24 protein-coding genes are annotated in these 26,965 nt (G+C 35.3%); 8 read left to right on the top strand and 16 right to left on the bottom strand.

All coding sequences use genetic code 11. The features are described from left to right. Nucleotides 1-35 precede the first annotated feature (35 nt). Nucleotides 36-4,379, bottom strand: coding sequence for a DNA polymerase III subunit alpha (gene polC, locus VIO64_RS21950; RefSeq protein WP_331921928.1), 4,344 nt, complete (start codon nucleotides 4,377-4,379; stop codon nucleotides 36-38). A 479-nt stretch (nucleotides 4,380-4,858) separates the two neighbouring features. On the opposite strand from polC, the gene VIO64_RS21945 reads away from it, so the two are divergent. Continuing rightward, a complete protein-coding gene (locus VIO64_RS21945) occupies nucleotides 4,859-5,680 on the top strand; it encodes an alpha/beta hydrolase (RefSeq protein WP_331921887.1) in 822 nt (273 codons plus the stop codon). Between the two features lie 50 nt (nucleotides 5,681-5,730). Here the strand turns inward: VIO64_RS21945 and VIO64_RS21940 are convergent, their stop codons facing one another. Further along, nucleotides 5,731-6,468, bottom strand: a complete 738-nt coding sequence (locus VIO64_RS21940; protein WP_331921886.1) for a hypothetical protein — start codon at nucleotides 6,466-6,468, stop codon at nucleotides 5,731-5,733. Nucleotides 6,469-6,678: 210 nt separating this feature from the next. On the opposite strand from VIO64_RS21940, the gene VIO64_RS21935 reads away from it, so the two are divergent. The 5 genes from VIO64_RS21935 (at nucleotide 6,679) to VIO64_RS21915 (ending at nucleotide 10,638) form a co-directional block, all read left to right on the top strand. Beyond that, nucleotides 6,679-7,101 (top strand): single-stranded DNA-binding protein, encoded by a 423-nt coding sequence (locus VIO64_RS21935; protein ID WP_331921885.1) that lies wholly within the window; start codon nucleotides 6,679-6,681, stop codon nucleotides 7,099-7,101. Nucleotides 7,102-7,406: 305 nt separating this feature from the next. Next, a complete protein-coding gene (locus tag VIO64_RS21930; RefSeq protein WP_331921884.1) occupies nucleotides 7,407-7,676 on the top strand; it encodes a pro-sigmaK processing inhibitor BofA family protein in 270 nt (89 codons plus the stop codon). Nucleotides 7,677-7,955: 279 nt separating this feature from the next. Continuing rightward, nucleotides 7,956-8,219, top strand: coding sequence for a hypothetical protein (locus VIO64_RS21925; RefSeq protein ID WP_331921883.1), 264 nt, complete (start codon nucleotides 7,956-7,958; stop codon nucleotides 8,217-8,219). Between the two features lie 62 nt (nucleotides 8,220-8,281). Continuing rightward, entirely contained in the window at nucleotides 8,282-9,499 is a 1,218-nt protein-coding gene (locus VIO64_RS21920) for a glycosyltransferase family 39 protein (protein ID WP_331921882.1), read from the top strand. Between the two features lie 146 nt (nucleotides 9,500-9,645). After that, nucleotides 9,646-10,638, top strand: coding sequence for a CotS family spore coat protein (locus VIO64_RS21915; protein ID WP_331921881.1), 993 nt, complete (start codon nucleotides 9,646-9,648; stop codon nucleotides 10,636-10,638). Between the two features lie 170 nt (nucleotides 10,639-10,808). Here VIO64_RS21915 and VIO64_RS21910 read toward each other — a convergent pair whose 3' ends face one another. Then, nucleotides 10,809-12,479, bottom strand: a complete 1,671-nt coding sequence (locus VIO64_RS21910) for a formate--tetrahydrofolate ligase (RefSeq protein WP_331921880.1) — start codon at nucleotides 12,477-12,479, stop codon at nucleotides 10,809-10,811. Between the two features lie 134 nt (nucleotides 12,480-12,613). Between VIO64_RS21910 and VIO64_RS21905 the strand changes: the two genes are divergently transcribed. Further along, complete coding sequence (locus VIO64_RS21905) at nucleotides 12,614-12,835, top strand: sporulation peptidase YabG (RefSeq protein WP_331921879.1); 222 nt, start codon at nucleotides 12,614-12,616, stop codon at nucleotides 12,833-12,835. 59 nt (nucleotides 12,836-12,894) lie between these two features. On the opposite strand, the gene VIO64_RS21900 is transcribed toward VIO64_RS21905, so the two are convergent. The 5 genes from VIO64_RS21900 to VIO64_RS21880 all read right to left on the bottom strand — a co-directional run bounded on the left by VIO64_RS21900 (nucleotide 12,895) and on the right by VIO64_RS21880 (nucleotide 17,403). Next, entirely contained in the window at nucleotides 12,895-13,704 is an 810-nt protein-coding gene (locus VIO64_RS21900) for a hypothetical protein (RefSeq protein WP_331921878.1), read from the bottom strand. A 96-nt stretch (nucleotides 13,705-13,800) separates the two neighbouring features. Then, a complete protein-coding gene (locus tag VIO64_RS21895) occupies nucleotides 13,801-14,529 on the bottom strand; it encodes a PspA/IM30 family protein (RefSeq protein ID WP_331921877.1) in 729 nt (242 codons plus the stop codon). Between the two features lie 107 nt (nucleotides 14,530-14,636). After that, nucleotides 14,637-16,280 carry an ATP-binding protein gene (locus tag VIO64_RS21890; RefSeq protein WP_331921876.1) on the bottom strand — a complete coding sequence of 548 codons (1,644 nt, stop codon included), beginning with the start codon at nucleotides 16,278-16,280 and terminating at the stop codon, nucleotides 14,637-14,639. Nucleotides 16,281-16,460: 180 nt separating this feature from the next. Beyond that, complete coding sequence (locus VIO64_RS21885) at nucleotides 16,461-16,922, bottom strand: chemotaxis protein CheX (protein WP_331921875.1); 462 nt, start codon at nucleotides 16,920-16,922, stop codon at nucleotides 16,461-16,463. Between the two features lie 4 nt (nucleotides 16,923-16,926). Then, on the bottom strand, nucleotides 16,927-17,403 hold the full coding sequence (locus VIO64_RS21880) for a chemotaxis protein CheX (protein WP_331921874.1): 477 nt from the start codon (nucleotides 17,401-17,403) through the stop codon (nucleotides 16,927-16,929). 222 nt (nucleotides 17,404-17,625) lie between these two features. On the opposite strand from VIO64_RS21880, the gene VIO64_RS21875 reads away from it, so the two are divergent. Then, nucleotides 17,626-17,832, top strand: coding sequence for a heavy metal-associated domain-containing protein (locus tag VIO64_RS21875; RefSeq protein WP_331921873.1), 207 nt, complete (start codon nucleotides 17,626-17,628; stop codon nucleotides 17,830-17,832). A 62-nt stretch (nucleotides 17,833-17,894) separates the two neighbouring features. Here the strand turns inward: VIO64_RS21875 and VIO64_RS21870 are convergent, their stop codons facing one another. The 8 genes from VIO64_RS21870 to VIO64_RS21835 all read right to left on the bottom strand — a co-directional run bounded on the left by VIO64_RS21870 (nucleotide 17,895) and on the right by VIO64_RS21835 (nucleotide 26,659). Next, nucleotides 17,895-18,569 (bottom strand): GntR family transcriptional regulator, encoded by a 675-nt coding sequence (locus tag VIO64_RS21870; RefSeq protein ID WP_331921872.1) that lies wholly within the window; start codon nucleotides 18,567-18,569, stop codon nucleotides 17,895-17,897. Nucleotide 18,570: 1 nt separating this feature from the next. Then, nucleotides 18,571-19,437 (bottom strand): 4-(cytidine 5'-diphospho)-2-C-methyl-D-erythritol kinase, encoded by an 867-nt coding sequence (ispE, locus tag VIO64_RS21865; RefSeq protein ID WP_331921871.1) that lies wholly within the window; start codon nucleotides 19,435-19,437, stop codon nucleotides 18,571-18,573. Nucleotides 19,438-19,602: 165 nt separating this feature from the next. After that, complete coding sequence (locus VIO64_RS21860) at nucleotides 19,603-21,177, bottom strand: DUF3794 and LysM peptidoglycan-binding domain-containing protein (RefSeq protein ID WP_331921870.1); 1,575 nt, start codon at nucleotides 21,175-21,177, stop codon at nucleotides 19,603-19,605. Between the two features lie 248 nt (nucleotides 21,178-21,425). After that, nucleotides 21,426-21,692: a Veg family protein gene (locus VIO64_RS21855; protein ID WP_036935014.1), complete on the bottom strand. Its 267-nt coding sequence runs from the start codon at nucleotides 21,690-21,692 to the stop codon at nucleotides 21,426-21,428. Between the two features lie 413 nt (nucleotides 21,693-22,105). Then, on the bottom strand, nucleotides 22,106-22,939 hold the full coding sequence (nadC, locus tag VIO64_RS21850) for a carboxylating nicotinate-nucleotide diphosphorylase (protein WP_331921869.1): 834 nt from the start codon (nucleotides 22,937-22,939) through the stop codon (nucleotides 22,106-22,108). A 27-nt stretch (nucleotides 22,940-22,966) separates the two neighbouring features. Continuing rightward, a complete protein-coding gene (gene nadB / locus VIO64_RS21845) occupies nucleotides 22,967-24,571 on the bottom strand; it encodes an L-aspartate oxidase (protein ID WP_331921868.1) in 1,605 nt (534 codons plus the stop codon). A gap of 89 nt (nucleotides 24,572-24,660) precedes the next feature. Continuing rightward, complete coding sequence (nadA, locus tag VIO64_RS21840; protein WP_331921867.1) at nucleotides 24,661-25,572, bottom strand: quinolinate synthase NadA; 912 nt, start codon at nucleotides 25,570-25,572, stop codon at nucleotides 24,661-24,663. Between the two features lie 433 nt (nucleotides 25,573-26,005). After that, nucleotides 26,006-26,659 carry an accessory gene regulator B family protein gene (locus VIO64_RS21835; RefSeq protein WP_331921866.1) on the bottom strand — a complete coding sequence of 218 codons (654 nt, stop codon included), beginning with the start codon at nucleotides 26,657-26,659 and terminating at the stop codon, nucleotides 26,006-26,008. Between the last annotated feature and the right edge of the window lie 306 nt (nucleotides 26,660-26,965).

Genomic DNA, 26,965 nt, shown 5'->3' with positions numbered 1-26,965 from the left:
ACTATAATATAGCCTTTTACTCAGATTTTTATCAATCACATCATATCAAAGAAACTCAATTGATTGCTTTTCGGAAGCCCTTTTAGACACCCAAACTTTTCCAGAGATTCTATGGTTGAATTTCCTACTTTAGCACGCACCTTTAAATCATCAACAGAAATAAAGGAGCCTCCTTCCTTGACAGCTGCGTATATACCCTCTGCCGCGACATTTCCCATACCTGATATACTGTTAAATGGCGGCCTTATGCTGCCATCCTCTATAAGGAAATTTGTTGAATGAGATTTATATAGATCAATAGGCAGGAATTTATAGCCTCTTTCATACATCTCCAAAACCAGTTCCAAATCATCATACATATCCTTGTCCTTATTGGCAGCCTGATTACCTTGCATTTCAATTTCCTTCATCTTTTGCCTAACTACTTCTTTTCCATTTATCATAAATTCCGCATCGAATGCTTTTGCTCTTATGGAAAAATAGGCTGCATAATAAGCCAAGGGTATATGTACCTTAAACCAGGCTATTCTGAAGGCCATCATAATATAAGCCGCAGCATGGGCCTTAGGAAACATATATTTTATCTTTCTGCAGGATTCTATATACCATTCAGGTACGCTGTTTTCTCTCATGAGAGTTTCGTATTCAGGCCATTTTGGCTCCTTCAAGGCCTTTCCCTTACGAACCGTCTCCATTATCTTAAAGGCAGCACTTGGCGGAAGACCTTTTTTCATGAGATACACCATAATATCATCCCTTGTACACACTGCCTCACTTAAAGTAACTGTACCGGCATCAATCAAGTCCTTGGCGTTTCCAAGCCACACATCAGTGCCATGAGAAAGACCTGATATACATATAAGGTCTGCAAATTGTTTTGGCAATGTATCCAGTAGCATTCCCCTTACAAATTTGGTACCGAATTCAGGCACACCAAATGTTCCTACCTTGGAATTGATCTGTTCCGGAGTAACACCCAAGGCTTCTGTTGATGAAAATAAAGACATTGTCTTCTTATCATCCATTGGTATGGTTTTAGGGTCCACTCCGGTGATATCCTGAAGCATTCTGATCATTGTAGGGTCATCATGCCCCAATATGTCCAGCTTCAATAGGTTCTGGTCTATTGAGTGATAGTCAAAATGTGTTGTTATAATGTCTGAATCAGGATCATCCGCTGGGTGCTGAACCGGACAAAATTCAAAAATTTCACGTCCCTTGGGCACAACTATTATACCGCCTGGGTGCTGTCCTGTGGTTCTTTTTATTCCCGTACAACCTTTTGAAATTCTTTCAATTTCTGCTTTATTTATACGGATATTCCTTTCCTCATAATACTTCTTTACATAGCCAAAGGCTGTTTTTTCAGCTATGGTACCTACAGTTCCTGCCTTAAAGGTAGTACCCTTTCCAAATATAACTTCAGTATATTTATGTGCTTTTGCCTGATATTCTCCGGAAAAGTTCAAGTCTATATCAGGCTCCTTATCTCCATCAAAGCCCAGGAATGTTTCAAACGGTATGTCGATTCCATCCTTGGCAAGCTTTTCCCCGCAAACCGGACAAAGCTTATCTGGTAGGTCAAATCCGTTATTATAGCCGTAATCTGTGAAATCGGAATATTTGCAGCCTGGGCAAACATAATGGGGCGGTAAGGCATTTACTTCTGTAATACCGGTCATATATGCAACTACAGAGGACCCGACAGAACCTCTCGAACCTACCAAATAGCCGTCCTCATTTGATTTCCACACCAGCTTTTGAGCAATTATATACATAACGGAGAAGCCGTTCTTTATGATAGAATCAAGTTCCTTATCAAGCCTTACCTGGACAATTTCAGGCAGCGGGTCTCCATAAAGCTCATGAGCCCTATCAAAAGTAATGTCCTTAATAGTCTGCTCGCAGCCTTCAATATGGGGAGGACATTTCTCGGGGGAAATAGGGCTTATCTGTTCACACATATCGGCTATCTTATTGGTGTTTGTAACTACCACCTCATAGGCCTTTTCCTCTCCTAAATACGAAAACTCCTCAAGCATCTCCTCGGTAGTTTTTAAATATAAGGGTGCCTGGTTATCCGCATCATCATATCCCTGACCGGCTTCAAGTATACGCCTGTATATCTCATCCTCAGGATCTAAGAAATGAACATCTCCCGTAGCAACAACAGGCTTATTTAATTTCTCACCAAGAAGCACAATTTTTCTGTTGATCTCCTTAAGATATTCCTTGTCCGGAACCTCCTCTTTTCGTAATAAATAATCATTATTACCTAAAGGTTGGATCTCCAAATAGTCGTATTCTTCTGCAATAGTTTCAATTTCTTCATCTGATTTTCCATGTAAAACCGCCTGAAACAGCTCACCTTCGCTACAGGCACTTCCCAAGATCAAGCCTTCAGAGTATTTTTTAAAAAGGCTTTTTAGTATTCGTGGTTTTTTATAAAAATAATCCAAGTGAGAATAAGATACCAATTTGTATAAATTCTTTAACCCCACATAATCCTTTGCCAATATTATGGCGTGGTAAGTATTAACTTTTTTATACTCTACCTTTTTAGCTTCCTCATCGGAACTGAATCTATTAATATCTTCAAGAGTTTTTACGCCTCTTTCCTTTAACTTTTCAAGCATAATGTTAAATACCTTAACAGTAGTATCCACATCATCCAAGGCCCTATGTGCAACTTCAACCTTAATTCCAAGATTTTTAGCTATTCGTCCCAATTTATAAGTTTTATAATCAGGGAAAAGCTCTTTAGCCAAGGATAATGTGTCCAAATATGTAAAATCGAAATTGTAGCCTAAAACCTTGGCATTATGTTTTAAGAAACCAATATCAAAATTAGCATTATGTGCCACCAAAATGCTTCCGTCAATAAACTCCAAAATTTTAGGAAATACCTTTTCTATAGTTTCTGCATCCTGTACCATGTAATCGGTTATACCGGTAACCTCCACAACTCTGGCTGGAATGGGTTTTTGAGGATTTACAAAGCAGCTGAACTGATCTATAACCTTTCCATCCTTAAGTTTCATAATGCCTATTTCAGTAATTTTTTCTGTTAATGGTGAAAAACCTGTAGTTTCCAAATCCAACACACAATAGGTATCATCAATACTCTGTCCTTTAGTGTTTGTTACAGAAGGCTTTTTGTCCGGTGCCAAGTAGGCCTCCACCCCATATATAACCTTCATGTTGGGGTTGTTTCTACCTAAAAGTTTATGTGCATCAGGAAAGGCCTGCACCACCCCATGATCGGTGATAGCGATAGATTTCATCCCCCAGCTCATGGCTCTTTTTATTAAATCAGATGCACTTGATGTCGCATCCATCTGACTCATCTGTGTATGCATGTGCAGTTCTACCCTCTTAATCTGGGAATTATCCTGTCTCTTAGCCTTTTTTATACCATCTGTTTCTATTATGGTATTGGCAATAAACTCAGTTTCCCCCGAAAATGTGCTATAGCTTGCATTTCCGGCAAGTTTGACCCCTTTGGCCTTTTTGAGCCTTGATAACACCTCTCCGTCTTCGCCTGGCTTAATGAAAGCCTTGCAAGTTATTGAGCTGGAACCATCGTATAAAGCAAAAGAAATCAGGGTTTTTCCGCTTTTTAATTCCTTTGATTCAATATTGGATATTTCACCTGATATAGCTACCCTACCTTCATCAGGTATAATGTCAGTAATTTTAATTACAGTTTCCTTAATTTTGTCATTTCTACCTAATATCAAAGGTGTATTTTCTTTCTTTTCATCATTTTGGGTATTTTGCTCCTGCTTTGTTTGTGCAGTTACTTTAGGCGATTCAGGGGCATTATTGCTTTGTGCAGCCTTGGCTTGTTCCCTCACAAGCTGCATTTCCTTTTCACGAGTATCTTCTTGCAGCTTTTTTAGTTCTTCACTGCCTACTTTATCAATAAAATTTATTTTATACTCTGTGCCATACAGATTTTTTATGGCTTTACTTATTTTTTTATCACAGCCCATGGATGTTAGAAGGTCTGATACCATAATATTAAAATTAAAATTTATAATATTATTTATTACTTCGAATTCAGTATCTTTTATAACTGCTTTCAAAATAGGATGTTTGTCTGAAATAGAAAATACTATATTCCTGAGTTCCATCTCTATGGGCTTTTTATTTGTTCCCGAAGCATATTCTACAGTAATTTCTGAATCATTTATAGAAAATCTTTTCTTTATAAATGTATTAAGCCCTGTAATTTCTTTTACATCAATATATTTATCAGAGCTGATTTTCATCTCTAGAATTTTACTTTTCTTCTTCAAAACTACAGCCTCTACAGTGGCTGTACTTATATTGCCCTCTGCTTTATAGTCACTAAAAACTTCGTTAATTCGTTTCAAGTTGCTTCCCAAAGTTCTTCCCCCAAAATTTTTTAGTTTCATAATTATTATATAAGACATGCTTCTGTTTGTCATGCATAGAAAAATAAAAGCCAGAATCTTATAAGTCTCATACATATTTGGAATAAGAATCTGGCTTCTATTTTTTGTCTTTTAATTCGCACTAAATTTAGAAATTTTACTTTACCTTCATAACCCACAGTGTTTTTGTGACTAAATTGGTATAGATTATGTATACGTGAGAAGTTGTGGTGCCGTATGCACCATAATTTATAGACATTGAGAAAAACAGCTCCCGGGTGGGAGCTTATAATTTGGGGAGTATCTTATATATCTAGGATAACTTGTTCTCTTATAATATATTATAGTATACCTATTGCTTTGCTACAATATAATTTGAAAATATCTCATTTAAAAGTACCCTTTCCGCATTAAAATTCGTATATTGTAAAGAATGCTGAAGCGAATGAGGTATGATTGTGGGATATTATATTAATGTAGAACCTAATGTAAATATTTTTGTGGAGGACATTAACCCAAAAGGCAGAAAAACCATTTTGTTTCTGCATGGATGGCCTGGAAATCACAATTTGTTTGAATACCAATTTAATCAACTGCCAAAACTGGGCTACCGATGCATCGGTATGGATATCAGGGGCTTTGGCCTATCGGCTAAACCATGGCATGGCTATGATTATAACAGACTATCCGATGATGTTCGATATGTCATAGACACACTTCAACTAAAAAGCATTGTTCTTGCCGGGCACTCAACGGGCGGAGCGATAGTTATCCGATACATGTCCAGGCATAGCGGCTACGGTGTTTCCAAACTGGCTCTTTTTGCAGCTGCCGCCCCTAGCCTAATTCAGCGTCCATATTTTCCATATGGTTTGCCAAAGCAGGCGGTATTAGATATAATTCAAGGTACATATCATGATCGGCCTAACATGATTAAAAGCTTTGGTAATATGATCCTACATAATTACGCTACCCCTGCCCTATCCGAATGGATTTACTTATTAGGGCTTCAGGCTTCAAGTTGGGCTACAGCAGCTATTGCCAATACCTGGCTGGAAGATGAAGGTTTATTTAGGGATTTGGAAAAAATTCATGTACCCACTCTGATTCTCCATGGACTTAATGATAAGGTATGCCTTTATCCCTTGGCAACGGCTCAAAAAAACGGAATTAAAAACTCCAAACTCGTGCCTATTGAATCATGTGGTCATTTTCTGTTTTATGATCAGCAGGAAAAGTTCAATCAAGAACTTGTTGGATTTATTGAAGGCAAGATTTGATGATACATAAATATGTGCCGGGATGAGCAAGCTCATACCTGGCTTATATTTTAATGACCATTGTTTTCCTGGGAAATGGTTGGCTCAAGAAATCTAAGAACTGCTGCTTTCCTCTCCTCGTCTGTTTTTGAGCCTTTATAAGCCACATAATACTTTCTTATCTGCATTTCTTCCTTATCAGCCATCAGCATCTGGTTAAAGTTTGAAATGTATATATTGAAAAAATATTTTAAAATTCCTATAAAAAAGCCGGCCAGCATTAATCCTATTGATATTATTTTAATAACTTCCAATGAAGTATCTTTATTTTTCATTTGACTTTTAAAGTCATCAATAAATTTTTTAATGCCCTTATCGTTTTGAATAATATCTCTTACCTCCTCATTATCACCCAAATATTCCTGCATGTATTTTATAGTATCCGCATCATCTTTGACAAAACTGCTGTCAATAACAATATACCCATAAGTAATAATAACTAGAGCAAAGATAGCTCCTAGAACTGTGAATAATATAAGAAGCTTATCGGCTCTTTTTTTAAATTTGCGTTTTCTCCTGCCTGTATTTTCAAGAAGAAAAGGAATATAATCCAGCCCAAGATTACTGTCGCCCTCTCCTTTAGGAACGGATCTTTCCAATACAGTTGAAAACCTGCTATTTATAATTTCATCTATGTTTTTTTCAAAGTCTATGTAGTTAAAGCTTATAGATTTTTGTGAGTTTTTGCACAATTTTATTGTGAGATAAAGTATCACCAGGCTTATTATACACGCTATGCTTCCTATCACTAATTTCCCCTCCTTCCATAGTAGCTGTATTTCTTTACTGTGCTTATTTTCTTTATTCTTTACTTTATCTTATGAATTTATATATACATTGTTGATACTTATGTAAATAAATCAACAAAAAATTGTCCAAAAAATAGTTGAAATTAATTGACAGCCGAACATGTGTTTGGTATAATAAAAATGTAATATTTACGAAAGTAGGTTGGTTTTATGAACAAAGTAGTGCTTTTAGGCAGATTAACACATGATCCGGAGTTGAGATACACTCCCTCGAACAAATCCGTTTGCAATTTCAAAATTGCTGTGAACAGAAGATTTTCAAGGCAAGGTGAAGAGCAACAGGCTGACTTTTTCCCAATAGTATGCTGGGAAAAAACCGCTGAGTTTTGCAATAATTATTTCAAGAAAGGCCAACAAGTTGCTTTAATTGGAAGATTGCAGACAAGAAGCTGGGATGATGCTGACGGTAAAAGGCATTACATCACTGAAATAGTAGCAGATGAGGTATTTTTTGCAGACAGCAAGAAAGATTCAAATACAATTGTAGACACTGTATATGATAATCCCTCCAGTCAACTGGACAGCACTGGCAACTTTTATTCAGTATCAGAGGATTTTGATTTACCTTTTTAGAAATACTCCCCAGTTTGCATAAATCCTTTTTTTCGATATATAGCAGTATGCACTGACCCGATAAACTTTGCTTTTTTAATTTAAGCAGTCAGCATCAAAAAAACATAAGGTATTAGTATATTAATTTGTCCTCCACTTTACGGTGCTGACTGTGCAATCTTTTTTAATCTTTTTATGTTATTGTCCAGGAAATAATTTCTCTCTCTGTTCTTATCAATTAAAATTTATATGGCATATTTTAATTATCTCCGGAATAAAATTGTATCAGTGGACAACACCCGTTTAGGATTCAGGAGGTGACTCCTTTGGACTTGAGCTATGAAATGATTTTAGCTTATATGGTAGGTATTATTTTTTTATTTTTTATAGGAAGGATTTTTTTAGTACCTTTAAAAATAATTTTAAAGCTGGTATATAACTGTTTATTAGGGGCAATATTGCTTGTTGCAATTAATTTTATAGGGAAAACTTTTGGTTTTACCATTCCCTTAAATATTTTTTCTGCAGCACTTGTAGGGTTCCTAGGCATTCCTGGAATGCTTCTCCTGGTGGCACTAAAGCTTCTTTACTTTTAATATTTTATCCAATTTTTATAATTGTATTAATCTTAATTTACTATTAATATACATGTTTTACATTGCCATATATTGACATATCCGAAAATGTATATTAACATAGTCTATGAATTAAGATTAATGAATTATTCAAATGATAAATATGTTAAAGAATCTATGAAGCATCTAGGAAACTTCTTAAGCATCTGGCCCTTATTATAGACAATCAAAGATTAATAATAACTTATATGAAGCTAAAGAATTTTCTTTAACATAAAAATGTAAAAAAGGATGATTGATATGGAGAACTTAAGCATTACTATTTTAAAAGAAGCAGTTCATTTCCTCGAAATTTGTCAGGAGCATGTTTTCAATGGAAAAATTCCAGCTAATCTCTATTTTTCTCTCTCTGATTTGAAGATTAAATTTATTAAAAATGTACTAGAAAATAATAAAGAATCTATTTTACTTGATACTGATCTTAATTCTAGACTTGAAAAGGTATTTGAAAACGATATTTTTATCTACAATTATATAGGAAATAATAAAATATATATGGCCTAAATTTTTGAATATTTTTTATATATTCGACAAACCCTTATAATAAAAAGTTAAGGGGAATGTTAATGAAGGCTAGTAAATTATTTTCCAGGCAAAATATATTTTTATTTCTGATAATATCTATATCGCTTATAATCAAGCTCTACCTAATATTTACATACAAAAATCGCTTAACTTTATCAAGCGATGATCTAAACTACATAAAAAGTGCTGTTGCTTTAATAAGGTCAGGTATCTTTACATTTCACAATTATAATGAACCTACGGTATTTGTTATGCCGCTTTATCCTTTATTTCTAGCTGCTTTCTTCAAGGTATTAGGGTATGGTATTTTGGGTTTGCAGGCTGTTAGAGTTGCTCAGGCAATTATCAGCTGTGCATCGATACTCATTATATTTCTTACTACTAAAAAGCTTTTTAACACTAAAGCAGCTTTTATTGCATCTTTTTTTTATGCCTTTTATATACCTAACATAATTACTACCGGTTATTTCCTGACTGAAACCTTATTTGCATTTCTTTTAATATCTCTTATTTATTTATCGATTGTCTTTGCGGAGGCCCCTAGCAAAATAAAATTTGCAGGCCTTGGATTATTATATACTATAGCTACCCTATGTAGGCCAACATTGGCTTTTTTCCCTGTATTTCTTCTTATTTATTGTCTCCTTAAGAAAATTAAATTCAAAAATCTTATCGCTCCTTTTATAGCCTTCTCATTTATATTTATCTTATTTATGACTCCTTGGTGGGTAAGAAACTACAAAGAATATGGGGAATTCATTCCGTTGTCTGCAGCAAGCGGAAATCCAATGCTTCAAGGAACATATGTGGACTATAAGCAAACCCCTGAAAATACTGTCTATTACAAGCTTGGTAAAACAGCTTTTGAAACTAACAAAATTGAAATTGATGTTGCTAAAACACGAATGAAAAATGAGTTTAAAAAGGATTTCTGGGGATATTTAAATTGGTACACAGTGAAGAAAACTATTTTTCTTTGGTATAGTGCATTTTACTGGAAGCCATTTTGGGGCATCAACACCGTTTTTGTTGTAGGAACGCATTATATACTGCTTTTAGGGATTCCAGTACTTATATATTGTTTATTTAAAAATTTTCGCCATCACTTTTTAACTGCATCAATTATTATTTATTTCAATATAGCACATTGCTATTACATGACATTTGACAGGTATGCATTCCCTCTTCTTACAATACTGTCAGTCTATTCAGCTTACTTTTTCTCAGGCATTTTTGAGAAAAACAAACTCAAATATTGAAATAAAATATTTTGATTTTAATTTAAAAAATATCAATTCTACTTCTGATTCAGCATGCATATAATTTAGATGATAGTCCAAATGATTAAACCCTAAACTATAATAAACAATCAACGATAATCTTTTCCAAGGAGGCTGTAAACAAAATGCTGGATACTGAAATAGAAAGGGAAATAGCTTCTAAATACAACATTACAGTTAAAAATATAGCACCTTTAAGAGATGCTCATATATTAAATACATCTAAAGGCAAAAAGCTTATAAAAAAAACTAAACTACCCCCGGAAAGGATTATTTTCATACATGCAGCAAAGGAATATCTTTATGGAAATAACTTTACTAATCTTGACAGGTACCTTTGTACAACAGATAATTTGCCTTACATGATATTTGATAACAATGTTTATACGATATCCGATCAATATGATGGGAGGGAGTGTAATTTTGATGATGCAAGGGATGTGAGTAATGCTGCAATCCTTTTATCTTCAATGCATAAAGCCTCAAAAGGCTTTATAAAACCTGCCGGATGCATTCCGAGAGATGAACTGGGCAAGCTTCCTATTTATTTTACAAAACGGTTGGAAGACATTAAGAGACTTAGGAATATTGCTAAAAAGGAAGGAAGTAAATTTGATTATTTATACCTTAAGCATTTCGACTATTTTTATAACCTGGGTCAAAGCGGCTTAAACCAAATTCAAGCCTCCAAATACAGTGAACTTGTTGAGAAGGCAAGAAGAGAAGGGTCCCTATGCCATCATGATTTTACATACCACAATATAATTTGCAGCGACAACAAAACTTTTGCCATAAACTTTGATTATTGTTGTTTTGAGCTTTGCGTATATGACCTTGCCAACTTTCTTAGAAGAAAAATGCGAAAATGCAAGTGGAATCACAATGAAGCAAGGATAATACTTGATAAGTATCGGTCAGTTCACAATATCGATAAATCAGAGTTTGAAGTGCTGAAGATTATTTTACAGTTTCCTCAGAAATTCTGGAGGGTGGCAAACAAATACTATAACAGCAAACGCAGTTGGTCGGAAAAAAGCTACCTGTCAAAGCTTCAGGAAGTAATTGATGAAATAGAATATCACAATAAATTTATAGATAAATTCGATACATTTTTTTAATTCTTTACATATACTCATACCTTACCCTTTATTTATAAAAGGCTTGTAAATTACAGGTCTTTTTTTATGTCCTTATATTGAAGCCAGACTTCAAACTGTTTCTTTACCGTATAATAAGGTAAGACCCCTTTTAGAAATTTCTAAATGAGTCTTACCTTTTTTATATTCTATCAAAACAAGCCTGTTATTTTACCGCTTTCATCTATATCTATCTTCTCAGCAGCTGGCGTCTTGGGAAGCCCTGGCATAGTCATTATTTCCCCTGTAATAGCTACAATAAACCCGGCACCTGCAGATATCCTTACCTCCCTGACTGTTACGTCAAAGCCCTGAGGTCTGCCTAAAAGAACAGGGTTGTCCGATAATGAATACTGTGTCTTTGCCATGCATATGGGCAGCTTGTGAAGCCCCATATCTTCTATCTTTTTAATTGATTTTTCAGCTGACTGGGTGTAAACAACACCCTTTCCTCCGTATATCTCCCTTACTATGATGTCAACCTTTTCCTTTATCGGGAGTTTGTCATCATAGAGCATTTTAAAATCTGATGGCGTACTTTCAATTAACTTTACCAGCTTCTTAGCCAGTTCCATACCACCTTCTCCGCCCTTTGCGAACACCTGTGAGAAAGCAACCTCGACGCCCAACTTAAGGCATTGACTCCTTACATATTCTACCTCACTATCGGAATCAGTATCAAAATGGTTAATAGCTACCATAACAGGGGCACCAAACTTTCTTAGGTTCTCAACATGCTTTTCCAAATTTACAAAACCTTTTTTTAGTACCTCCAGGTTTTCCTCCTTAAGCTGATCCTTCTTTACTCCGCCGTTGTACTTCAAAGCCCTTATAGTAGCTACCAATACAATTGCATCAGGTTTTAACCCTGCATACCTGCACTTTATATTAAGGAATTTTTCTGCACCTAAATCAGCACCAAATCCAGCTTCAGTAATAACATAATCTCCTAGCTTCAAGGCCAGTTTGGTTGCCATTATGCTGTTGCATCCATGTGCAATATTGGCAAATGGTCCCCCATGCATTAGACAGGGAGTATTCTCCAGGGTCTGTACTAGGTTGGGTTTAATAGCATCTTTTAAAAGCAGCGTCATTGCCCCGTCCACGTTTAGGTCTTTTGCTGTGACAGGCTGCCCGCCGTAATTATAACCGATTATAATCCTTCCCAGGCGTTCCTTAAGGTCCATAAGATCTGATGCAAGGCATAGTATTGCCATTATTTCAGATGCAACAGTTATTACAAAGCCATCCTGCCTTGGAAAACCGTTGACCTTACCGCCAAGTCCTACAATTACATCTCTAAGTGCCCTGTCATTCATATCAAGAGCTCTTTTCCAGACAATTTGTCTCACATCTATGCCGAGAGAATTGCCTTGATGTATATGGTTGTCAATAGCTGCCGACAAAAGGTTGTTTGCAGCAGTAATTGCATGCATGTCCCCTGTAAAGTGAAGGTTGATATCTTCCATTGGGACTACCTGGGCATAGCCTCCTCCTGCTGCTCCTCCCTTTACACCCATAACAGGTCCAAGGGATGGTTCCCTCAGTGCAATAATAGCCTTCTTCCCGATTTTTTTCATAGCCTGTCCAAGGCCAACTGTCGTTGTAGTTTTTCCTTCACCAGCCGGAGTAGGATTTATAGCAGTTACCAGCACGAGTTTTCCGTCTTTTTTATTCTTAAGCCTTTTCCATACATCTTCAGTAAGCTTGGCCTTGTATTTGCCATACAACTCGATTTCTTCAGCGGTTAACCCTATTTCTTCAGCAATCTTTGTAATAGGCAGCATTGAACATTGCTGTGCTATTTGAATATCAGTCAACATATATACCTTACCTCCGTTCATCATTCTATTTCATTATACCTTTTTAATTTTAATAATTTCAATAATTTTTTCACAATATAAATAATAAAACCATATTATAATACTGTAAATCTAATTTATATTAAGTGATCATTATGAATAGAGTAAAAATTGGTGACATAGTTCTACGAAAGTCATATGGATGCGATATTTTATTTAGAGTAGCAGATAAAAACGTTATTGATGGCAAGGAAATATTTATACTTAATGGCATCCATTATAGAATACAAGCAGATTCCTGCGAGGACGACCTTGTTATTAACGAAAGATCAAATGAGATTGATAATTTCCATATTGCCGCCAAAACAATAACATAAATATAAAGGGCCCTTAAGGCCCCTGTCTTTTGTTGTTTTATATTATATCACCATTCAAATTATGCTTTAAACCTTCTTTTTTGCCTCTCATCAAGTACTGTATCCAAAGCATCTGCTTCGTTTATGGCAGTTTCAATTCTTTCCAGCATCTCTTCAGACTCAAGGCTTGATATTATTTGCTGCCTGTACATAGCTACCATACTTTCCATGTAGTCAAGCTTAGCACTTATTTTTTCAAGTTCGAGCCTTTCGTTTTTTATTCTTTCAATCATTTTTTCATCCATTTCAATAGCACGTCTTATATCCTCTGCAATATTGGTATTGGCATTAAAGCTGAGTTTACGGTTATTGGCATTAACCCTGTTGGCTATTGTTGTTATGTCTATGCTGGAAACCTCTTTACTTCTTTTTGAGAAGTTTATCAAAAGTTTCAAGTATATCAGCAAAAGATTAAAAGTCTGCTCAACAATCTTACCCTTAAGATACCCCTTTTCCCCATCCAAATAAGAATTGAGAATATCATTCTTTTGATCCATTGTCTTTTTTAACCTGGCATAATAAGCAGAATTAACATGCCTTTTTGCTTCGTAAGCCAATTGGATGCACTTTTGGTTTAGGGCTTTAAGCTGCTTTCTTTTCTCCTCGGCACTAACCTTGTCGTAGAATGCTTGACTGTTTAGCTTTTGGAGCACTAATGCAGTATAAATGACCACAGAGGCCCCTATTCCGGCAGGTAGCACCATACCATCAATAGCAGGAAGAATACCTGCCAATTGTTCCTGGCCAACTATTGTACCGACTGCTAGCAACGCAGGTATACTTATGTTCCTAAAATTAAGCAACGACTTCAAAAATAACTTACGCTTCATATACTCTCTGAATTTACTCCTATCGCGGAAAATAAACTTCAAATCTATTATTTGCTTATTCCGTTACAATGATTCTGGATTATGGTGTAAAAAGCATTAATTGGTTGTTTTATTTTCATTCTTTTCTTTCACTTCAAACCCTTGATCTCCGGAAAGCATAGCTTCTGCTCTGGCTTTGGCTCTTTCTCTTGCAGAATTCATATCCAATCTCTTTATCTTCATTTCTGTATTATCAGCATTCAAAGATTCTACTGCATTTGCCCTTGCGGTTTTCTTATTAACTATTTCTCTAGCTCTTTCCATGCTATCGTTTATACTTCCAACTCTTGTATTCCTTGAAGAGTACTTTGCATTAACAGAATTTATATTTTCTCTCAATGAAGCCATCTTTGCCTGTGACTTCAACGTCTTCAGCTCGCTGAGCTTTGCAGACATTTCAGATTCGAATATCTTAAAGTCTTCTCTGATACGTGCAACTTCAACCATTGCATTATCATAAGTTGCCTTATGGGTCTCATAGGTAGTCTGAAGCTCTTCTTCCTGTACCAGAAGCTCAACAAGTATATCCTTGTCTCCCTGTCTCTGAGCCGCTTCAACCCTTGCTCTTACAGCATTAAGGTTTTTTTCGGCATTTTTCATTTCTATCTTTATAAGCTCAGCACTTGTCTGAATTTCAATTATCTGCTGTTCTGCTTCTTTTCTTGCCTTATCAACCTGATTCTTTATATCTTCAAACAGTAAATCCGGATTTCTCTCTTCCATGTTTCCTACGAACATACCGAAGAAACCTCTTACCATAGCACCAAGCCTACTGAACAATCCCATTTTTATTGCCTCCTTAAAAATTCTTATATAATATTAATTTATAACAAAATACAGCGGTTGTAAACCCTATTTAGAATTATGCACCTCCATAAGGGCATATACGTCTTCTATTTATAAGACGATACCAATGATATACTTTCGTCAAGCACTTCTTTGTTGTCCAGCATATCCCTGTATTTGTCGCTTAGCAGGTCTTTGTCATCACATTCCTTAATTGCCAAAAGTGTCATGAATTCAACCTGCTGTGTATTTGGCCTGCACTTATCGAGAGCATTAAAAAGTATGTCACTTGTTATCAAGGTATTTTCCTTTTCATCCTCATTTGCAAGCTCATAGGCCTTTCTCACAACCGCCTCTATTTCAGCTCCTGTATAGTTTTCCGCCTTCTTTGCAAAAGGTACAAAATCCTCAATGTCTGTTTCAAACTTATACTTCGCCATCATTATTTTAAAGATTTCAGCTCTCTCCTCGTCTTCCGGAAGCAGAATAGGAATTTTTTTATCAAACCTTCCAGCCCTTTTAAGAGCAGCATCCAGTAGGTCAGGCCTGTTGGTTGCGGCAATAAATATAACTTTCCCTCTATTATTTGTATTACTTGTGAACTGTAAAAATTCACTAAATATATTTCTGCTTACACCATTTTCTTCATTATCGCCTCTTCTAAATGCGGTATCAATCTCATCCACAAAGACTATAACCGGCTGTTGAGACTGAGCTCCAAGAAGGCTCTTTTTAAAATTCTTTTCACTCTCACCCACATATTGGCCTAAAATTCTCGACATGTCAATCTTAACGCAGTTAAATCCGCTTGACTTTGCCAATGCATTTACAAGAAGAGTTTTACCCGTACCTGAAGGTCCACAAAGGAGTATTCCCATCGGAACCCTTCTTAAGTCACCCTTCTTGATAGGGTTTATAATATTTTTAAGAAGATAATTCTTAGCTTTCTCCATTCCTCCTATATCCTCAAACCCGATCTCAGGATATATGAACTCTAATACATCACCATATTCCTTTTTGAGTACCGAGTGCTTCTTTTCCTTGATAAACTCAAAGCTTATAGGAACATCTTCCGCCTCAGCCTTAAGCTTTATATCCTTTATAGATTTTTTGTTTAAGCCAGAAGACAGCTTAGCAAACTCATCTATTGTTACATCACATTTTACAACATCTTCCTTCAGTAAGTATTCGATATAATCTTTTCTTTCCTGCTCTCCCGGAAGCTCCACTATTATAGGCTCAATCCTATATGAAGACTTGAATATCTCTTTGCTTACATCAGCAAGATTATCAGCCATCATAAAAACTCCTGAACCCACGCTGGAAATTTTAGAGTCTACCGACCAGCCACTGATCCATATCAAAGCAGAACGCTCTTCAAAAGACAGGCTGCCCACATCCCCTGAAGGTATTATCTTCTCCACATGGTCTATGAAAATAGCCATTTTTGTGTTTTTGAGAGCCTTATCTATATATGGAAATAATTTCGAAGGCATCAACCTATATTGCCCGGCTACTTCGTTTGAAGTTATTTTATTAAATTCCCTCTCCATTCCAGGCTCAAAGAATGTCAGCCCTCTTGAAATATCATAAAAAGCTATAATTCCGAAATTTCTCTGCTTTAAAAACTCCTCATATATATATCGTTCAATATTTCTAAAATTGTCAACTATATCCCTTACATTGAAATAAAAAAGGAATTCATGAGAAATTCCTGCTTTATATCTGCTCAAAAACTCTTTATACCACATAATTATATCGGCCCCTATAATGTTTTTTTATTTGATATTAATACTACCATATTCAAATGTCAACTGCAACGAACAAAATAGCTTGCGATTTTGCACCCTTGGTCGTTGTCGTGAGAAATTGTGGTGTAGCAAACACCATAATTTCCTAGACACGAACAAAATCGCTTGCAATTTTGTTCGTCACATCTCCAGGCCTATATTTATCTCAACTTTCCCACATCCTGTATCCATTTCCAAGCATATTGTTTCAACTGAACTTATTATGAAGTAAATATCTTTACCAAATATGAGAGATGGAGGTGTCAGGTCAATTGATAGTCCATTCTCAGACATAATTCCACAGGCTGTACCCGTTACCATGTTCGTTAATTCACTAATAGCACTTCTGGCAAGCACATCCATTGTATCTACAGGTTGTCCCATCATCATTGCAGAAGCGATCTTCATAGCTGTTTCCTCTGAAAAGGAGTATGCTATATTTCCTTTTGCCCCGCCTATCAAACCTATTACCGATGTTATATCCATATCAACCTTCATTTTCTCCTTCTTTTTGAGTCCGCTCTTTGTTACGTTATCTACCCCATATTCTCCAAGTACTTTAATTAAGGCCTGTAAAAACGGATTAATATATTTAACGTCCATAACACTATCTACTCCTTTCAAATGCAACATTGATCTTCAACTTGCCGTATTGAGTTGTACAGTTTAGAGATTGGGAAGAAATCTTAGGTATACATATTATTGGACTATTTCCTGTAAAAACTATAGGAGGTGCAAGCCTTAGCTTCAGGTTCATGCTGTTATTTATCTCAGTAATTCCATCTCCTGCAATAATATTATTTAACTCTGAAATTGATGCAAGGACCATCTCATCCTTTACAGATGTAAAGGATGTTCCGTTGATGTTTTGAGCTATAGCAAGGGCTAGCTGCGGCTCCATGTCTATTAAAAGCCTTCCCTTTAATATTCCTGAGAAAGAAATCAGCGAACAAACACCATAGGAAACAATATCATCATTTTCAACATAAAAGCTGCCCTCATAATTAACAGATACTTCACTCATCTGATAAATAATTTTTTTTACACTGTTTGGAAAGGGCACAAACAACTCCGATACATTCATAAGCCAGGCCTCCTCTTTATATTATCCATAATCACATTGTGACAAGCCCATATTAATATTTTAATATAGAATACATATAATATCGGCCTCTATGCAGTTTTATTTAATGATGAAAATGACTTATCCGGAAAACTTGAATTGAATATTTTTTTATTTTAAAGATAAAATAAAGATGCGTATTATTTATAATTTTACAATTTTTTGATATAAAGGAGAAAATACATGGAAACCGTAAACTTTAATATCCCATCATTATCATGCAGTGCATGTACCGACAAGATTACAGAAGATTTAAAGTCCTTAAAAGGAGTCACCAATATCAATACTGATTTAAAATCACAGATGGTTAATATAGATTACAACCCTGATGAAATAAAGCCCCAGGAAATAAAGAAACATATATACCAAATGGGATTTGAAGTATTCTAGAGGAAGCTTTATTCAAGCCATTAATAGCACAAGGAGCTTAATTTCACATATAAGAAATCACCTCATGTTTTTTTAATTGATTTAACTATTGCTTCTTTTTGATTTTCTATATGTGCATATGCAGCTTTTTGTGCTTTTTTTGCGTCTCTTGAAGCTATTGCCTCCAATATTTCAATATGCTCTTTTACAAGGTTTTGTGTAATACTGTAATCTTTTGTGTAAATTATTCTGAACCTGTGAACCTGTTCTCTTAAATTGCTTACTATCTGCATAAGCTTATCGTTCCTGGAAGACTTATAAATAACTTCGTGAAACTCAACATCCTTTTTTACAATGTCTTGAAAATTACCCTTTTCCACACTTTTCTCAAACAGTGCTTCTATGTTTTTTATCTCTTTTAATTCATCTTCCCTTATCCTTACAGCAGATAAAAAGGCTGCTTCACCATCCAATGCAGCTCTTACCTCCAGAACATCCATAATGTCCTTAACAGAGAGATTTGCTACACTTGCTCCTTTTCTCGCTGTCATGACAACCCAACCCTCAAGCTCAAGCTTTCTTATAGCTTCCCTAACCGGAGTCCTGCTTACCCCCATCTTTTCAGCCAGCTGAACCTCCATTAGTCGCTCCCCGGGTTTTAATTCACCAGCTATGATTGCTTCTCTTAAAGAATCAAAAATAACATCTCTTAGCGGTTTATAATTATTTAGATTGATTTTAGATAACTTGCTATGCATATCAAAGCATCTCCTCGTTAATTGTTTGTGTGAGAAAGCAATCCCATCTGGTACTCTTCATAGAATCAAAGGCCTCTTGTGCGTTTGCCTTGCTCTCAAATATGCCGAACACAGTGGGTCCGCTTCCGCTCATCATACTGCCTGCCGCACCTTTATTTATAAGCTTTTCTTTTATTTCTGAGATTATATTATATTTGACTTCTGTAACTGTCTCCAATACATTTCTCATATTTGCTGCTAGGACCTTTAAGTTTTTATTCTTTACAGCTTCCATAATAAGCTCCGTATCAGGCCTATTTTCAACCTTATCAAGCATTAAATTGTTATATACATAGGCTGTTGACACACCAATTTTAGGTTTTACCAAAATAATGTGCAACCCGTCCAAAGGCGAAAGCCTTGTCAAAACATCTCCGATACCTTCAGCAAGCATTGTTCCTCCGTATAAGCAATAAGGAACATCGGCACCAATTTTTTTGCCTATTCTGGCAAGTTCATCTATTTGTATCCCCAGCTCAAATAAATTATTGATGCCCTTTAAAACAGCGGCAGCGTCTGTACTACCTCCTGCAAGTCCTGCTGCAACAGGAATATTTTTCTTTATATTAATTTTAACACCGCTTTTTACGCCATACTCATCCATGATAAGCTTGGCGGCTCTATATGCAATATTGCCTTCACCTTCAGGTATGTAAGCACTTTCGCACTCAATCTCTATCAGCCTTCCAGTCTTCTCAATACATACCAGATCATGCAGCTCAAGGGTCTGCATAATCATCCTCAGATCATGATATCCGTCTTCTCTTCGTCTTAAAACATCAAGAGACAAATTAATCTTTGCTCGGGCTTTATGCTCAACTTTGTCCATTTTAACCTCAATAAAAAATTATTAGCTTTTAATGTAAATCAGTTAATATAAATTTAACAAACATATATTATTATATACAATATACATTTCCTTTTCAACAAAAAGTGCCTGATTCAATATATTCAGACACTCGTGTTATACTTACATATAAATTTTTGTTTTTATTTAGCTGCAAACTATTTTTTGGGGAATAATTATCTGCTGTCCCGGCAATAATCCATCCTTGTCACTAATATTATTAAACTTCCTTATCTCCTCTATTGTTGTGAAATACCTTTTTGCAATTTTCCAGAGGTTATCACCCTGCTGTGTATAATAAATTGTCATACTGGGTCTACGGTTTCTCTTAATGTCCTCAACGCTCTTTTCTGAAGCAGAAACCATGAAGGGAACTGTTTGCTTATTTAAGCCTAATATATTAAGACCTATAGCCAACCTTATTTCCACTTCGCTCACTGACACAACACTATAGTTATAGTGCTCAATATCCATTGTCACATCACATTTCATGTCAGGCTTTATGCCTTTCATATCAATATTTTGTCTGAAAGGCACTTCCTGTTGGAAGCAAGATACAGGATCATCGGCATTATTTGATAAGTAAAGCAGGTTAACCCTTATATACCCTTCTACAACTGCCTTATCTTCGAAAAGTTTGAACTCGCTAAGGATTGGACTGCACATGACATTAAATACTTCTTGAATATCGGGGCTATCCTCATTAATAGCTATCGTGTCCTTTAAAATAATCTGGCTTTTATTTTCCATTGCAGCATCTTCAACTATCAAATCTTCCCTTTCGAATTCAATAATAGTTTGCGGTGTATATGCATCTGAAATAACAGACAAGCATTTTTTGTCATAGCAGCGGCCGTTAACTTCTAATGATACTTCACCGTTTAGATACCTCAGCTCACCGTCACTGTCTTCTCCTGCCTCAAATCTGTAATCAAGTACGTTATAATCCAAATAACAATTCGAATTTTCTCCTGCACCTTCCATATCAATGGATTTGGAGAAGGGGATCTCATGCTCCATTGACTGAAAGCTTCCCTGTTCATCATCTGCAATATATAAGGTGGAGATATTAAGTTCTCCCTTTACATTTATCTTATTGTCAGATATCTTATAATCCTTGTTAATTATCTTAACATCATTCCTCAAGATTTCCTTTATAGCTGGTTTTCCTGATGGAACTTCAAGACTGTCTTCAACCAAAATATCCGCTTTGTTTTGCCCTATATAATTATTTAAATTCACATTCTCCTTTAAAACCTGTATGTCTTCATACCCTTTAAGATCGCATATTACTTCTTTATCAGCTTCATTAAGGAGCTTTACATCTATTTTTATAATTGCTTTCAAGTTAGCTTTTCTGCCGTTTAAAAGATTGTATTCAATATGCTCAATATCACCCTTTACTACCGGTATCATACCGGCTCTAACGTTTGACATATTTACATCTGAGTAAAAGGGGGCATTGGTATTAATGCTTTTTATACTTGAGTTCTCATCATCCGAAATATACAGTATCTTGTACTTTATGTTTCCGGAAATACTTATCCTATCGTTTGATATATCCGTACTGCTTATGGCAATTTCACCGTCTAACAGCAAAATTCTCATAATGTCGGGTTTGACATCGGGTACTATCACATCGTTTTCAACAACCGTTTGTATCGATTCTTCGCTAACTGAATCAATAACCCTAAAAGATTCCTTTACAGCATCAAGAGACATAGTTCAATCCTCCTCAAAACTTAATATATAATAACAAAATCTATAGCGGTAGTTTAATTTTAGTCATTCTTGATTAATGTATATTAAGGATTTTGAGAATATATGATAAGCTGTTAGAAATTTTGATTATTATTTTGTATCAAACTTAGTCAAAACATTATATTTCAAGATTATAAAAAGGTCGGATTAATCCGACCTTTTTATAATCTTGAAAAGTAATTGCAATTATTTAAATCCCTATAGCAACATCAGCTGACTTGAATTCTCTTGTTGTCCTTACAAACTACCAATTCTACTGCCTTAGTTAGTATATCTGTGTAACTGTATGATACTCTTCTGGTAGCTTCGTATTCATTCTCAAACTTTACTATGAAGATGCTGGAATAGGTGTTTTCAAGTACGCCTTCTCTTATAAACGTCTTTTTTCTGCCTTTGTTTGCTTTTAACTGAACTTTTTCGCCTATGCAGGTTTCAATATCCCTCTTAATCTGAAACAAATCACCCTTCTCAATCATTTAATCACCTCATCTTCTGTTTGATACAATTATATCATAAGTAATGTTCCTTGTCAAAAAAATATATATTATAACAGGGGTTTTTTATTTGTGTCAAGTATTTTTTTAAAACAGAACATATATTCTAGATTTGTGAAATATATGTTTAGCTTTTTAGTTTTATTTTAATGGATATTGATAGTGAAAATATTATATTATATACATATTAAAATTAGGCAATAAGAAGACGGATGTGCCCTTGATAAACCATTAAATATAAATATGGTCATTATTTAGTTTTAGAAGATTGATGTTGTTTAAAGAAAATTGCATTTAGAACATACATAATATCCTTGGCTAAAAAAATAAGAGCACCCCAAACTTTTAAAAATATGCCTAGAGCGTCTTATAAATTTAAAATATATTTATTTCTTTTAAACAAATCTCATTGAAATATCAAAAGCCTTAACCGTATGGGTCAGTTCACCCACTGATATTATATCTACACCTGTTTCAGCTATTTTACGAATAGACTCCAAATTAACATTACCTGATGCCTCGACAGCCGCCCTTCCATCAATCAGATTTACAGCATTCTTCATCTCATCAAGACTCATATTATCAAGCATTATAATGTCCGCTTTTGCCGCAAGAGCTTCCTGAACCTGTTCAATTGATTCAGTTTCAACCTCAATTTTAATAGTGTGGGGAATATTTGCCCGTACTTTTTCTATAGCAGCTTTTATCCCTCCTGCTGCTTTTATGTGATTATCCTTTATAAGAACACCGTCAGAAAGGCAAAATCTATGATTTGAACCGCCTCCCATTTTAACAGCATACTTCTCCAGTGCTCTTAAGCCTGGTGTAGTCTTTCTTGTATCCACAACCTTGGTCTTAAGACCCTTTAATCTCTCCGCAAACGTATCGGTCTTGGTCGCTATGCCTGAAAGATGCTGTAAGTAGTTTAAAGAGGTCCTTTCAGCTTTTAATAATGCTGATGTATTCCCTCTTATTTCGGCTATTATATCCCCCTTTTTGACCCGCTCTCCGTCATTGACCTTTCTTACAAACTCAATCCCTTCATCTAGAATCTTAAAGACTCTTTCAGATACAAATAATCCCGCAACTATACCATCATCTTTTGCTATATAAACCGCATTGGAAACAGAGCTTTGTTCAATAAGACTGTCGGTAGTTATATCACCTAATGCAATATCCTCCTTCAAAGCTGCCTTTATAAACTCATCAAGTTCAAACCTGTTTAACATTTAACCACTCTCCATACGTAAACTAAATCAAATATTAGAATTAATCTTTTTTATTATGTTCTTTTGCCAATTTTCATTATCCGTTTTACTATAGTCAGACCTAAAATGTGCTCCTCTGCTTTCCCTTCTTTCCAAAGCCGATTCAATAACCAGCTTTGATAAAAGAACTATATTGTGTAGTTCAAAATCCTCAATTGCAGAATACTCCATATTTTTTATCATATCATAGTAGCCGTTCATAACGTTGGATGCATGCAAAAGCCCTTGTTCGTCCCTAATAATACCCACATACTTAGTCATAATTTCCTGGATATTATTCTTTATTTCTTTTTTATCCAATTGGATTTTTTTCCTATCACTGGAATAACTTATCGATATATTGACTGCTCTTCTTCCCTTAGCCTTTAATTTTTCCTTCACAAGATCGCTAATTTTATGACCGAATACCAGTCCTTCAAGCAGTGAATTGCTTGCTAAGCGATTCGCACCGTGTATACCGGTACAAGCAGCCTCACCACATGAATAAAACCCTTTTATGTTGGTCCTTCCAAATACGTCTGTTCTAATACCTCCCATACAGTAATGCTCTGCAGGGGATACAGGAATTGTATCTTTAGTTATATCTATCCCATAGCTAAGACATGTCCTTAAAATATTTGGGAAACGACTCTCAAGATATTCTTTGTCCTTAAATGAAATATCAAGATACACATTGGTAGAATTGGTTTTCCGCATTTCCTCAAAAATTGCCCTTGAAACAATATCCCTTGGTGCTAATTCACATAATTCATGGTAGCCAGGCATGAACCTTTGCCCCTTGTTATTTAGAAGCAGAGCACCTTCACCTCTAACAGCTTCAGATATGAGAAAACTTTTATTTTCGGGATGATATAGAACCGTAGGGTGAAATTGAATAAACTCCATATCCATAAGCTCCGCTCCTGCTCTATAAGCAATCGCAATGCCATCCCCTGTAGCAACCTCAGGGTTAGTGGTGTTCTTATAAATCTGACCAAACCCTCCTGTGGCACACACAACAAAATGAGATAAGAACAATTTCAAGGCTCCTGTATCCTCATCAAATACCAAAATACCCTTACACTCATTGTTTTCTGTAACCAGGTCAATAGCAAAAGCCCTTTCTTTTATAACAACATTCCTACGCGTTCTAACTTCGGCAATAAGCTTATCGCAGACTTCCTTGCCTGTTGTATCACCTGCATGAATAATTCTGTTTTTGCTGTGGGCACCCTCTCTTGTTAGTGCCAGATCCTCGCCCTTTTTATCAAAGTTGACTCCATACTTACAAATACACTCTATGTTTGATGCAGCTTCCTTCACAAGAACCCATACGCTTTCTTCATCACACAGGCCTACACCTGCAACAATTGTGTCCTTGAAGTGAAGTTCCGGAGAATCCTCCTTATCAAGTGAAACAGCAATACCGCCTTGTGCAAGAACTGAATTGCTTATATCGATAGTTTCTTTTGTCACAATAGCAACATCATATTCCTCTGGAATTTCAAGGGCTGTATATACACCCGCTATTCCACTACCTATAATAATTACATCATGGTATTCTGTTTCTATTTGGTTAGAATCAAAGTTTATCAAATATCTGAAATCATTCAATTAAATCAGCCCTTTATAAATTTAAAATAATTTTAGTCATGATCAAAAAATAACCCGCTCAAAAGCGGAATTAATTTATCATTCATGCCTTAGCTTAATTCAAGCATCCTATCAAGAGAATTTATAGCCCTTACTCTTATATCTTCAGAAACATTAATCTCATACTTCATTTCATTAAGCGAATTATACACACTTAAAAGCGAAGTTTTCTTCATGTTTGGGCAAATCAACCCTTGGGACATAAGATAAAATGTTTTTTCGGGGTTTTGCTTTTTAAGCTTATATAAAACCCCCATTTCCGTTCCAATTATAAACTTAGTATGCTTTGATTCGGTAGCATAATCTATTATTTGCTTGGTACTTCCTGCAAAATCCGCCAACTCAACAATTTCCGGTTTGCACTCGGGATGAACAAGCAAAAGACTGTCTTTGTGAAGCTCTTTTATTTTAACTACATCATCAGCCTTTATTTTATGATGTGTAATACAAAAACCCTTCCATGGTATAATATTTTTTTCAGGAACTTGCTTTGCTACAAAGTTGGCCAGGTTTTGGTCCGGTGCAAATATAATATCCTTTTCCTTTATTTTTTTAATGATATCAACTGCATTGGAAGAGGTACAGCATATATCACTCTCTGCCTTAACTTCCGCAGAGGAATTGATATAACAAACAACTACTGCATCAGGGTGCTTCTTTTTCACCTCAATCAATCCTTCTGCCGTAACCATGTCAGCCATAGGACAGCCAGCATCAATCTCCGGAAGAAGCACTGTTTTTTCGGGGCTTAGAATTTTGGCACTTTCCGCCATAAAGTGTACCCCACAAAATACAATGACATCTTTATTAACAGATGCACAATACTTACTCAGTGCAAATGAATCACCCACGATATCTGCTATCTCCTGCACCTCGTCAACCTGATAATTATGTGCAACAATAACAGCATTTCTTTTTTCTTTTAGCTCAATTATTCTTTTCTTTAAGTCATTCTTATCCATTTTTGTCTCTACCCCAACTCTTTTATACATAAATTAATATTATTGATATATGAATATTGCTAAACTTTTAACGAGCTTACACAAGTTTATGTTAAAAGTAAGAAAATCAGCTTAAACAAATAACTTCACAAATCAATTTCGCATGGCTGGTCTTAAAGCCTAATCTCTTGCGAAATGTGTGAAGTAATCTTAAATAGAAAATCCTTTTTACTCTAAGAACAAAATCACTTGCGATTTTGCAACCTTGGTTGCTGTCTTAAGAAATCCTGGTTTAGGATACACCAAAATTCACTAGACATAAAAAAGGTTTTTTAAATTTACAAGCTTACACATTCTTAGTTTATTTTAATACTATAACGTCTATTTGTAAAGAAACAATTATGGATAATCAACACAAACAATGGGATAAATAAATTTACACCATAAATTTATACTAAAGTTTAACTTTAGCTTTTTTACCGCTTACAAATCTAAAGAATTTGTATCCGGCTGGGCTTATAGCAAAAATAGCAAGTAGGAAGGTAAAACATGCAGCAATGATATATATCTTGGATGAATCTGAAAGTCTCCCGGTAATATTTAAAATAAGTACACATGAAATTAAGATAACCCATAGAAAAGAATATAAAATAGATAGCGTTCTAAATCTCTTTTTTTCTATTTCATTGGTTATAGGCCTGTTTGGCGAGTCTGAAGGTGCCCATTTCAATATCCCTGAAAGTGCAATTATAAAGGTTACTGCAACAAAAACAGCAATACTTGCACTATTCCAATAATTCAATGAGTATTTTGACGCTAAACTTATAAGAATAAAAAATGACATTGATGTGAATATGCACCTCCAGTATTTGTCCAGATGACTCCCACCGATAATCATTCTTACCGAACCAAACATTAATACAATAAATAATGTGGGTAGTAATACACCTAAGAGAAATGAAACGGAAAAAATAATCAATCCCTTTAAAATTGCCCCAAAAACTATTATAAAGCCGTAATAATATACTCTTCTCTTTTCATGATTTTCTTTTAGCTGATTCATCAACATGTTTGAACAACGATAGGCAAGACCGTTAATTAATCTCATTATTAATCCCCCTCATGAATAGAGTATTATAGGTGCTATATTAAATTTACATAATTATTATACTATTTATTTTTATGAAATTGAATACTTGGTTTTTAATATTTGCCAAAATTATTTATATTTTTTTGCTGTAACGCAAACAGAGCCTTATGCTTTTGGCATAAGGCTCTGATATAAATCTGGCGACTACCTATTTTACCAAGACGCGACCGTCTAAGTATCGTCGGCACTAAGAAGCCACCTATATGCGAGCGACTGAACTCAGCGAATAAATCTGGAGGTGCCCCGGAATGGAAGGAAATCTTA

It is taken from the genome of Pseudobacteroides sp. (assembly GCF_036567765.1).
Taxonomy (GTDB): Bacteria; Bacillota; Clostridia; order Acetivibrionales; family DSM-2933; genus Pseudobacteroides.
Note: the sequence above shows the minus strand (reverse complement) of the source record. Positions and strands in the feature narration are given on the sequence as shown.